This window comes from bacterium SCSIO 12643, assembly GCA_024398135.1.
Taxonomy (GTDB): Bacteria; Bacteroidota; Bacteroidia; order Flavobacteriales_G; family Salibacteraceae; genus CAJXZP01.
The window spans coordinates 1,811,343-1,824,176 of the sequence record CP073750.1 but is presented as its reverse complement, the minus strand read 5'-3'; the positions used below and the strand labels follow the sequence as shown (position 1 = coordinate 1,824,176).

At 38.3% G+C, this 12,834-nt stretch carries 6 protein-coding genes; 2 read left to right on the top strand and 4 right to left on the bottom strand.

Features of this window, described 5'->3' with window-relative positions; all coding sequences use genetic code 11:
• The first annotated feature begins 34 nt into the window (after window positions 1-34).
• Window positions 35-817 (top strand): enoyl-CoA hydratase/isomerase family protein, encoded by a 783-nt coding sequence (locus KFE94_07790; GenBank protein UTW68006.1) that lies wholly within the window; start codon window positions 35-37, stop codon window positions 815-817.
• 40 nt (window positions 818-857) lie between these two features.
• Here KFE94_07790 and trpS read toward each other — a convergent pair whose 3' ends face one another.
• The 3 genes from trpS to KFE94_07775 all read right to left on the bottom strand — a co-directional run bounded on the left by trpS (window position 858) and on the right by KFE94_07775 (window position 3,795).
• A complete protein-coding gene (gene trpS, locus KFE94_07785; protein ID UTW68005.1) occupies window positions 858-1,835 on the bottom strand; it encodes a tryptophan--tRNA ligase in 978 nt (325 codons plus the stop codon).
• A 71-nt stretch (window positions 1,836-1,906) separates the two neighbouring features.
• Window positions 1,907-3,178: an exo-alpha-sialidase gene (locus KFE94_07780; protein ID UTW68004.1), complete on the bottom strand. Its 1,272-nt coding sequence runs from the start codon at window positions 3,176-3,178 to the stop codon at window positions 1,907-1,909.
• A complete protein-coding gene (locus KFE94_07775) occupies window positions 3,175-3,795 on the bottom strand; it encodes a CoA pyrophosphatase (GenBank protein ID UTW68003.1) in 621 nt (206 codons plus the stop codon). Before KFE94_07775 ends, KFE94_07780 begins: the two co-directional genes overlap by 4 nt.
• A 102-nt stretch (window positions 3,796-3,897) precedes the next feature.
• Here KFE94_07775 and KFE94_07770 point away from each other — a divergent pair, with 102 nt between their 5' ends.
• The gene (locus KFE94_07770) at window positions 3,898-5,331 is read left to right on the top strand and encodes a hypothetical protein (GenBank protein ID UTW68002.1); all 1,434 of its coding nucleotides are present in this window, start codon (window positions 3,898-3,900) and stop codon (window positions 5,329-5,331) included.
• Window positions 5,332-5,620: 289 nt separating this feature from the next.
• Here the strand turns inward: KFE94_07770 and KFE94_07765 are convergent, their stop codons facing one another.
• A complete protein-coding gene (locus KFE94_07765) occupies window positions 5,621-12,760 on the bottom strand; it encodes a gliding motility-associated C-terminal domain-containing protein (protein UTW68001.1) in 7,140 nt (2,379 codons plus the stop codon).
• Window positions 12,761-12,834: the final 74 nt, after the last annotated feature.

Genomic DNA, 12,834 nt, shown 5'->3' with positions numbered 1-12,834 from the left:
TTGGTTATTTTTGAGGCTTAGAAAAATCAATAAAATGACATACGAAAATATATTGGTAGAAGGTGCAAATGGAACCACCAGAATTACCATAAACAGACCTAAGCAATTGAATGCTTTGAATTCAGCAACAATTTCTGAGTTGAGTCATGCGTTTAAAGCATCCGAATCTGATGATAATACACGTGTGATTATTGTGACTGGTATTGGAGAAAAAGCTTTTGTTGCTGGTGCAGATATTAAAGAATTTGCAGAGTTTTCAGTAAGTGAAGGAGAAGAGTTGAGCCGTGTGGGTCATGATACACTTTTTAATGTAGTGGAGAATCTTAAAACACCGGTAATTGCGGCCATTAATGGTTATTGCTTGGGAGGAGGATTGGAGTTGGCTATGGCGTGTCATATTCGAATTGCTTCAGACAATGCAATGATGGGCCTTCCTGAAGTTTCATTAGGTGTTATTCCAGGATATGGAGGAACGCAGAGATTAACGCAATTAGTGGGTAAAGGAAAAGCCTTTGAGTTAATTATGACTGCAGGAATGATGAAAGCTGAGGAAGCGAAAGACTGGGGATTGGTAAATCATGTTACTTTCCAAAGTGAGTTGATGGGAATGGCTGAAAAAATTGCGGGTAGAATTTCAAAGAATTCTCCAAAAGCTATAGGCTTAGCTATTGAAGCGGTTAATGCAGCGCATAGAGATGGTGTGAATGGTTTTGAAGTTGAGATCAATAAGTTTGGAGAGTCATTTGGTACCGAAGATTTTAAAGAAGGTACACAAGCATTCTTAAATAAAGAAAAACCTAATTTTACAGGAAAGTAAATAAAAAAGCCGGTAAGAATTCTTACCGGCTTTTTTATGATTATTTTTTTCTGAATCCTACTTTTTCCCTGACTCTATTTAATACATCATCAGCAATTTTTTGAGCTTTTTCCGCTCCTTTAAGTAGTTCTTCATCTAGTATTTCTCGATTCGCCATCAAGTGATCATATTTTTCTCGTGCTCCTCCAAATACTTCTAAAATCATATTAAGGATTTCCTTTTTCGCATGTCCATAACCATAATTCCCAGCCAGATAATTGGCACGCATTTCCTCGATTTTCTCTGGTGGTGCAATTAGACTATATAATTGGAATGGAATACTGCTGTCTGGATCTTTAGGCTCCTCTAAAGGAGTATTATCGGTAAGAATTCCCATTACCTGTTTTTTTAATTCCTTTTTAGGAGCAAAGATGTTGATGAAGTTTCCATAACTTTTACTCATCTTTTGTCCATCAGTTCCGGGAACCAACATCACATTCTCCTGAATTTGCGCTTTAGGTATGACAAAAGATTCACCATAAATATGATTAAAGGAATTAGCCAGATCACGTGTCATTTCTAAATGCTGCTTTTGGTCTTTACCTACTGGAACGATATCTGAATCATATAGTAAGATATCACAAGCCATTAAAACAGGATAATCAAATAGCCCGGCATTCACATCACTCAATCGATCGGATTTATCTTTAAATGAATGGGCATTAGCCAACATTGGAAACGGAGCCACACAGTTTAAATACCATGTCAACTCAGTTACTTGAGGAATATCACTTTGTCTGTAAAATATCGTAGAATCTGTATCTAAACCCATGGCAAGCCAGGCCGCAGCAACACTGTATGTGTTATTCCTGATGGTTTCAGGATCTTTAATTGCGGTTAAAGAATGCATATCCGCAATAAAAAGTAACGATTCATTTTTGGGATCCCGTGCTAATTGAATAGCTGGATTTATCGCTCCCAAAACATTACCCAAATGGGGAGTGCCTGTGGCTTGTACACCAGTTAATATTCTTGACATTTTAGAATTATTGATTTAGCTGACGAAAGTAAGTTTAATTCAAAATTTAAAATGTAGAAATTTTGAAAAAATTACAGACCGTGAATCAAAGCAGTCCAAATACTCAATAATCCATTTTCATATCTGGTCCAAATGGGACGAACTACTCCGCTATGTGCAGAAATGTTAATGTAATCACCGAAAAACACCTGTGAAACTGGGGTAAAAGGAGATTCACTAACTTTAATATTAGTAAAGGAGTTCCCTCCATCTTTAGAAACAGCCAGATAGACATCTGTTTGATTATCTATATAATTTCTTCTATCGTAAAAAATGATATAGATGTAACCCGTAGTCTGATCTATAGTCATCCAGGGTAAGAATTGATGTGTATTGGTTTGATCATTGTTTACTTTTAAAGGTTCACTCCAGGTTTGCCCCTGATCCGTTGATTTCACTAAAAAAACATCTGTATTCAACTCTCCATTTCTTTGGTCTGACCAGCATACATAGAGGTTTCCATGAAATGACTTGCGACTCATATCAGATACGGTTACAGGCATTCCGTTGGTTCTACCTAAACCTTCAATGTTTTGATTCCATCCTTTCACTTGTTTTGCAATGAGTTTTTCTTGAGTCACCGACTGGCCCGGGTTATAAGTGTTGAAATAAATACCGTTATTATAAGCCCAGGCTACATGCATTTCGCCATTTATCCCAATTGCAGGAACCGCTCCTTCGGTGGTTTGATCATCATCAATACAGTTTCCCGAAAAGGAACTAAGTACCATCGGAGTTGACCATGTTTTTCCCAGATCATCAGAATACGAAGCAAGAATATTGCTTTGATGCGTGGTATCCTGACTACCATATTGGTCAAATTGGGTCCATGAAGTATATACTCGATTTCTTTCCGAATCCAATACAGACCATTCTTTATCTTGATCTTTAGGAGGGTTGTGTCCAATGGAATACCCTCTTTTGAATTTTTTCCCATTCTTTTTGGAGGGCTGACATACAATACGATCCAAAAAACTATCATGAACATATGCCTTTCCTTTAGGAAGGGATAAATGAAAATATAGAAATTCACCATAGGTTAATGGAATCACACACGGATCTCCCCAAATACCATATTTAGATTTGATTTTAATTGGCTCCCAGGTTAAGCCTGCATCTTCGCTTCGATATAATCTGTTGATATTTGCTCCAGCCATCATAATATTGCTATCCGCATGAGAAATGGCAATTGTAGGTTCTTCCGGACCGTGAAGACTTTTATCTTCATCAATTTTGATGTTTTGAAATGTTTGCCCAAAAGCAGATATGGATAGAATAGAAAGGATGAATATTAGGCTTCTCATTTCATTATGGATTTAAATTCACTTAAAATAATAGCAGTTGCACCCCAGACCTGATGTCCAAAGATGTCGAAATAAGGAGATTGAATTTTGTAATTACTTGGAGTTTGAATATTTCCGTGTTTGATAATCTGGTCATCAAATAATACAGAGACAGGAACTTCTATGATTTCATCTACCTCAAAATCATCTTTTTTGAAGCGAGGTTTTTCTGATAAAATTCCTACTACCGGTGTGACCAAAAACTTAGAGGGTGGAATATATATTTGAGATAATTGGCCTATAATTTCTAAGTGATCAGAACTAATGCCAACTTCTTCTTCCAGTTCACGCATCGCTGTGGCTTCTATATTTTCATCTTCCGGGTCTTGAGACCCACCCGGAAATGCAATTTGTCCGGAATGTACACCTTCATACACGGGTCTTTTGATTAATGCGAAATGTGCTTGCTCGTTTTTATTGAAAATCATGATCATCACTCCACCAATTCTTGGATTTGGGTTAGAATGAAGCAGTTCATTTCTATTTTTAATTTTAAAAGGAGACATGAGCTGATGTGCTTCAGGGTTGAGGTTTGTGATTCTATTTTTGATGGTAGAAGTGAAAATATTGAAATCCATACACAGTCTCTTCTTAATTAAAACTGGGACCAAATATATGAGATTATGTAAAGAACATTATATTAGTTTTATGTACATCTGTAAACCGTTAAAAGATTTCTAATGACTGATAAGGATATCCAATTAGAACGTAATTCAAAGATTATTAAAATCTCATGGATTATTCTATTGGCTTGTAGTGTGATATTGTTGATTTCATTGTTTTTTATTCGCAAAAACTATGAAAATATAGGAACACATTTAGGTTTTATTAATGCCATAGAAAGTCAAGAATCTAAGGTAGAGCAATTATCAGATAATTGTTTGCTGGTTATAGCTGATAGTTCGACTGCGAATCATTCTGTTGAAATTTTAAAGGATGGAATTCAAGAAGTGAAAGTATTGAATGGGGCATTGGTTGAATCCGAATATTTATCTGGAATAGATAAGTCGGATATCGATAGTAAAATTCAGGAGATTCATAGGGTTCACAATAGTTATTTGGGAATAACCGAGCTTATTTTAAATAACGACAAAGGGGTTCTTGAAAACAGAGAAGTTATTCAATCTCAATTAGAGTCAAAAACCAAAGCTTATATAGCTGGGTTAAGAGCATTAAGAAATTGGTCGATGGAGATGAATTCGAACAATAGTCTATCGATGTACAAATGGTTAGGGATATCAAATTTTGTTTACTTGTTTTTGCTGATTTCCGCGTATTTTTTGATTATTAAGCCACTGAGACGTAGTTTACATCAAATTCAACTTTTAGTTGGTAAATGGAAGACTAGAGTTCGGAAATCGGAGAGTGCAATGAACACTGCGATCAATAAGGAGAAAGAAAGTGCTTTGCTCTTAAAAACCAAGGTAGCGCAAGTAATGAAATTACAGGAGAGTTTAAAAGTGGCTATTCACACTGCAAATCAGGTCAAGCAAGATAAGAATCTGGTTTATTTTAATGCTGCAACAGACTTAGGTGATTATCTAAAAGTGTTAAACAGGCAAAAAGAGATTTTAGAAAATCAAACCAATATTGCGCAACAAATAGGATGGAGTACCATGACGAATACTATAGCGCAGTTAAATGCGCTGGTGGGAGATTATTTTAATCAGTCCAAGCATGGGCACACGAATAAGAATCAGAAGGAAGTATACTTGACTCAATTAATTAGTGAAATTTTGATTTCGAGTTCAAATAATAACGATCAGGTAGAATTTGAGCAAGTTGCTGATATGCCAACCGTAAAAACGGATGTTGAATTATTAAAAAGGGTCTTGTCGCCTTATTTTGAACTTATTTCTGATGTAGAGACTTCAGGCAAAGTGAAGATTTCAATAGTTGAAGACGGTGCGATTTGTGAAATTAAGTTTATGGGATTAACCAATAAATTTAAGGAGAGGTTGGTTAAAATTGAGAATAAAGAATTATCAGATTTAAACTTCGATGAGTATAAAATTCATATGTCAAAAAATACGATTGAAGAGAGGGGAGGAAAACAGTGGATTCAATCCATGAAAGCGCATAATGGTGTTTTTATCATCAGTTGGGTTCTATAATGACGATTTAGTTAAAGAGATTAAATTTTGATTGAATGGAATCATAGATGAAAGTCGGTAGCTTTGGTATACACTAAACTACCTTTTACTATGAAAACATTATCTTCAATTAAATTGAGGACTCAAAAAGAGGACTTCTCTGGGGTCAGATTTGTTTTAAAGATATCTATTGTGCTAACAGCAACCTTTATGCTGTTAGAAGCTTTAAGAATACCTGTGCTATAGATTTTATTTGGTTTTATTAATAATAAAAAAATCCCGGAATGATTTCATTCCGGGATTTTTTGTTTTATCTGATAAGATTAACTGTTCCGTTGTAGATATGACCCTCAGCTTCATCTGTAGCTTCATGGGCTACGATGCGCCAGACATAAACACCGTTCTGAGCCATTTTGGTTGAACCTTGAACACGTCCATCCCAAGGTTGATTGAGATCAGTGGATTCAAATACAATTCCTCCCCAACGATCATAAATAATCAGAGAGTATTTAGACATGTCCATTCCTACTGCTCTCGGAGCAAATACATCGTTCTGTCCATCACCGTTTGGTGTGAATGAATTAGGAACAAAGATGTTATACTCAGCTCCAATTCTAAGAAGTTGTGTCACATCGTTTTTACAAGATTTGGTTGTAGTCACTTCAAGTGTTACAGGATAGTTTCCTGTATCAGCTGGGAATTTATAAGTAGGATTTTGCTCTGTAGCAGAGTCTAAACTACTAAAGTCCCATGCCCAACTTTGGATATCCCCGATAGACTGATCTTTAAATTGTACCACAGTATTGTAAATGGTGGTTTGATCCGGATTCATGTTGAACTTAGCAATTGGAAGAGGATGCACTGTGATAAAATCAGTTTGTGTGATTTCATTTTCACAACCAAATGGCGTGATAACTCTTAAGTGAACATCATATACACCTTCAGTTAAATCAGTAATATCAACCTGGAATCCATGAGCTGTAATCTCAGTACCGGGAATAGACCACTCTGCAAATTGCACCGGAGCAGAAGTATTGACTAAAGTAATATCAAAAGGTTCACAGCCTTCAGTGGTATCCTTGGCATAGAATCCCATAGTTGGAAGTGGGTGTACATTGACCCACACAGAATCATAAGCTGCAGGCGTTTCACAGTTGTCCGTTACTTTAACGGTATAGAGCGTAGAATTAAAAGGCTTTGCAGTAGGATTGGAGATAAAGGGATTATCTAATCCAGCAGCAGGGGTCCATTGATAACTCAAACCATTTCCATTTCCTCCTGAAGCGATGGCAGAAAGCTGCGCAGATTCTTCAGGGCATAAATCCTGATTTGGACCTGCATCGACAGTTAAAGAATCATAGAGTGTTAAAGTAATACCAATAGGATCAGAAGTACAACCATTGGTATCCGCAGCATAAACAGAGTAAATGGTAGTCTGTGTAGGACAAGCAGTTTGCGTTCCATTAGAATCTAAACCCTGATTCCAGATGTAGTTGTAAGGAGGTCCGACCCCACCCACAGCAGAAGCAATCAACTGAGTACATCCGGTAAGACATAATTGTTTTTGAGTGATATTAGAAGAGATAGTAATCTGCGAAGGTTCAGTTAAGATCGCAGTTACAGTTGCATCACATCTAAACCCTGAATCAGCAACAACGATGTTATAAGTACCTGGAGCCAAAGCAGAGAAGTTAGGAGAATTACTAAAAGTATTTCCACCATCAATACTATACTGATAAGGCGCAGTACCCCCTGTAGCACTTAAAGAAAGTGTCCCATCATTTGCGCCATAACAAGAGATGTTAGTTGAAGAGAAAGAAGCGACAAGTAGATCAGGATGAGTGATGACAAAAGGAATCGCTTGCACACAATTGTTAGAATCAACAACGGTAAACTCATAATCGATCCCCTGACATAATCCACTTACATTACTGCTATTGGCACCAATGATGTTGACGCCTTTTTTCCATGAATAGGTGTAAGGTTGCGTACCACCATTGACCACCGCATTAGCCGCTCCACCACAAGCATTGAAACAAGTATCATTGGTAGGATATACGGTAGCACTTAACAAGGTAGGTTCAGTTAAGACCTGATTTTGCATTGTGGTAGTACATCCAATAGCATCCTTGATGATGATGTTATAAGATCCGGCACTTAAACCATTGAATAAAGCAGAAGGATCATAAGATATTCCATTATCGATAGAATAAGTTAAAGGCGAAGTACCTCCATGTCCAAATACTTCGATAGACCCGGAAGAATCCTGGAAACAAAGTAAGTTAGAAGCCTGAATAGAATCTAAGAAGAGTTGATTGTTACTCACTAGATTAACAGTTTGGGGGAATGTTTCACATAAACTATCATCTCTGACAACGATGGTGTAAGCACCAGCCGCAAGATTGGTAAAATGATTGTTAATCAAAAATGGCGCCCCGCCTGAGATGCTATAACGTAGCGGATTTGTACCTCCGGTAGCATGAATAGTGATTTCTCCATCAGTAAATCCAAAACAACTAGGATCGACAGTAGAGATACTATCCACGATAGGAGTTCCAGGATTGATCAATGTATCAGTTACCATAGGAGATAAACAGCCATTGCTATCCTGAACCTGAATATGATATCCCCCCATTGCTAAAGCAGTGAAGTTATTTGTAGTTACAAAAGTAGCTCCGGAGTCGATACTAAAAGTGAAAGGAGCAGATCCCCCGACACTATTAATAAGAATCTCACCATCAGCCAAACCACAAGTAGGATGCGTTAATACTCTATTTGGATTGAGCATATTGTTGACAAAGACGGTAACGGTATCCATAAGTGTACAGCCACAAGAGTTGGTGTAAGTGAGGACATAGTTTGTAGTTTGCGTTACAGTAGCGACAGGATTGGCAATATTAGGATTGCTAAGTCCAGTGGTAGGAGACCAGGAATAGGTATCAGTACCATTTGGACAAATGGCAACAACATTAGGATTGAACTGTACAGAATCACCTTCACAGATCAAAGTATCATTACCAATTTCAAGTTCACCGACATAGATGGTGATATCAGCAGTATCCGAACAGACCCCGAAAGTATCATTGACAATGACCTGATAGTTTTGAGTGGCATCCGGCCAGACAAAAGGATTGATGATAGAAGTATCAGAGATGTTCACATTAGGTGCCCAGGAATAAGTATAAGCAGCAGTATCGGCTCCATCACAGAAAGAGAATCTGGTGTTAGGTCTTTGGAACAAAGGACTAGGAGCTCCAGGGGCAGAACAAGCATTATTAAAGTTGTTGGCATAATACAAAGAACTGGTAAATGGAGTAGCGGAGAATCTGGTTGCAGAATTAGAAGTAGTAACCGAAGAAGAGTTATCGAAACAGACTTCAACTAATAAACTGGAGGTTCCATCCCAGATGTAAGGCGTAGAGAAGACTAGCATGTTCCAGCCTAAAGAGATGGTGATATTTGCAGCAGGGAATACAGTAGTATTCACGGCCTGGAAAGTAGCAGGAAGAGAAGTCAAAGAAGTACACTCCATTTTGACGGTGAAGTCATTATAGTTTGTGGTACCATTGATAGAAGCGACATCAAACCCGATTTCGGTGATCATTCCGGCAGTGAGCCCCATAGCAGTAAGCTCAGAAGCACGATATAGGAATTGATGTTTAGCAGTTTCTCTAAAGTTACCGAACGGAGCAGGATATGTAGTGGTACCATTAGAAGTGGTACCAGTCCCGATATCGGTAGAAGTAGTTGTGCTCAGACATTGAGAATAACTAGGCCCACAAGAAGTGGTGTTACCATGCAGGAATTCGACATTAAGTTGGGTACTATCTCCGTTTCCACACAAAGCAGTATCGATAGCTACCGGATTGAGGACAGGGAAAGGAGGAGTGATAATAATGTTAGCAGTAGAGTTTTTCTGACACCCATCACTAGAAGTCATGGTGACAGAGTATACAGTAGAACCCGGAGGGACAGCCACAGGATTTGCGATAGCATCATTGGAAAGGGAAGCGGAGTTGTTCCACTGATAGGTGAAAGTCCCCGGAATGGTTGCAGTAGCATTGAGTTGAATGGTATCAATGTTACAAAGGATGGTATCGGGAGTAGCGATCACCTGATAGTCAGGCGCAACAGTGATGGTGACGGTATCAGAGTTTTGACAAGCACTATTGATGTTACTGGTGACGACATATGTAGTTGTTTGTGAAGGTGATGCAACGGGAGAAGCACAGGAATCACAAGAGAAGTTGACTCCGACCTGAATAGGATCACCAGATATGGCATTCCAGGAGAAAGCGGTACCTCCGGCAGAGAAGATTTGTGCGGATTGATTACCACAGATGGTGGCATCAGGCCATGCGACCGTACTTCCGGTGACATTGACTGTAATGGCTCGGAAGAAATCCTTGGGGACCGTACAGTGATCATCATTGACCGCGACATAGAAGTTATAGGTACCTCCACTATTAGGTGGGGCAGTCCAACAGATGGTACTGGTGATTTCCATCAACGAATCACCATTAATGATTACAGTATCCAGAACAGTATTAACGATGGTCGCAGTATCAGAAGGATTAGGACCATTTAACCAATCTTGAAGGTTAGTGAAAACAAACATGTTGGTATCCACAAGATCAGAATCGTGGAATACGATGTCAAAACAGAAACTATCTCCTTCACACATTTCAATAGAAGCAGGTCCTGTTTGTTGAGCTCCACCAGTTGAATCAAAGTTGACGATATTGGTTCCGGTAGGAGGAGTATTAGGGGGACAAGCCTGAACAATAAAGAGAATATCTCTCATGTTTTGACCTTTAAACAATCCGGTGACAGGATCATACTCACTTACTTGAATAGCGACTACATATCTACCAACAGGTTGCGCAACAAAGCAAACTTCACCTGTAGCAGGATTTAAAGTAATACCATCAATTGGATTGGTCCCAGAATAAACTGTGGTTCCAACAGTATTATATACCACATTTGTAGTTGCTGTTGCTTTAGCCGGGATTAATTCAAAGACTAAACTGTCACCATTGGATTCAGTAACTCCAAAGTTGTAACATAAAGTATCACCCATACATACATAACGTAGTGGATGCGCATTAGGATTATCTTCAAATTCTACTCCACTATTACAATCTCCCTGAGGAAGAGTCTGATTCATTTTAAAATCACTATAGAAGTTACCAGTGTTAGTATTTACAGCTCCTGCTGGTCTACAACAAGAACCCCAACCACCAAACCATAGTCCACTACAAGTTACACCTGAGACCTGATTGATATTTGGAATAATTGGTAAAGGTTGTGTAATGGTAAATGAATCTACAACCGTACATCCATTTGCATCAGTAATAGTCACGATATGAAGTCCAGCACACAGATCATAATTTTTTTGTAGAGAAGTACCATTACTCCAGCTATAAGAATACGGAGCTGTACCTCCATAAGGATACGCCTGAAGTTCACCATTACAATCACCATTACAATTTATTACTGTATTTAATGTAATTGAATCCTGAAGAACAGCAGGATCTGTTAGAACAATGTTGTTTTGAGCGAAAGTACATCCATTACCGTCTGTTACGGTTAGTGAATAAGTTCCGGAACATAAGTTAGATTGAGAAAGTCCGGTACCACCATTACTCCAAAGTACGTTATAACCTCCGGTACCTCCAGAAGGTGTAATGGCAATAGTTCCATCACATACACCATTACAAGAAGGATCTGTCGAAGTTAAAGCTACAGAAATAGCTTGTGGATCTGTTACAGTAATAATATCAACTAAAATACAACCACCATTATCTGTTACAGTAACAGTATAATCACCTGCTGCAAGGTTAGAAATTGAACTTGTAGTTTGACCTGTACTCCATGCATAGGTGTAAGGTGCAGTACCTCCAATTGGAGTTAATGCGATAATACCATTACTATTTCCATTACAAGATGGTGGAGTAATGGATGCCCCTGACGATGTTGGACCTCCAATATTACTTACACCAAAAGAATGTGTAGATGCACAACCATTGGCATCTGTAATGGTGACTTGATAGGAACCAGCTTGAAGGTTGGTCACTGTATTAGTATTACCTGGGTTTGGTGTAATATTCCAGTTATAAGAATAAGGCGCAACACCTCCGGATGGTGATAAGCTAATTGAGCCAGTAGTACCAGCGCAAGTTGAATTTGTTATTCCTGGATTAGGAGAAATAGCTGAAGGTTGTGTAATAACAATATTTTGTACAGAAGTACAACCATTGGCATCAGTAGCGGTTACAACATAGGTTCCTGCACATAAATTAGTTTGGGTAGTACCAGTAAATCCATTATCCCATTCAAAGGAATATGGTGCAACACCCCCAGTTGCCGAAACGGTAACAGAAGCATTACAAGCGCCATTACATAAAATGGCATTATTTAGTGTAAATGATGAATTAAGTGCTGTTGCGGCATTAACCGTTACTGATGAAGTAGTAGAACAACTGTTAGCATCTGTTATGGTAACTGTATAGATTCCCGGGCAAACGTTTGCCTGGATATTTCCTGTTAAACCTCCGGACCAGGCATAAGTATATGGAGGAGTTCCACCGGTAACTTCTGTGCGTATAATGCCATCGCAAGCTGAAGCACATGATTCATCTTCAACGATGAAGTTAGAGAAAATGGGGGTAGGGTTTTCTAAATTTACCCAGTAGGCATATTGACTTCCGTCATCATCCATAACGGTTACCGAATAAAGTCCAGGACATAAGTTGGTTCTGGAATTTCCCGAAGCACCATCTTGCCAATTATATACAAATGGGGCGGTTCCTAATGTCGGTGTTACAGTAATACTTCCATCACAAGCGCCATTACATGAAATTTCAGAAACAGTTGCAGTAAGTTTCATACCGGCCATATCAACCAATTCCATTGTATCAGTTATCGTACAGCCATTATTATCTTGAATAGTTACCTGATAATTACCAGCACATAATAAATCAATATCTGATCCAGTAAGTCCCATAGGCCAGGAATAATTAAAACCTGGAGTTCCTCCCGTGGCGGATGCTTGAAGAGCTCCGGAACAAGAAGATGGAAGGATGTATAAGAATTCATAAGTATAAATTTTCATACCAGGTTGTGAACCTCCATTACATGTACTTTGACCAATTAAAGGTCCACATAAGAATGATACCTCAATACCATTTACGGCAACTTGAGTCATTGTATTTGTTACTCCAACACCACAGGAATTGGCAATGGTAACATCAATGGTATTTGGGGGGTTAATACCTGCACAATCTCTAAAAACATTTAATCTAAGTAAAATTGTATCGTTTACAGGGCCTCTTCCCATACAGATGTATTGAAAGTCAGCTCCAGTTAAGTGAGTAGCGAAAACGTCACTCGAAACAAACGATAACAGGCTGATAATTAGTGTTAAACTAAGTTTGTAGAGATTTTTCATATATGAATAAATTATAACCTATTTAAAACCAGAAAATCAGGACAGTAACGTACTGCCCTGATTTTTATGATATG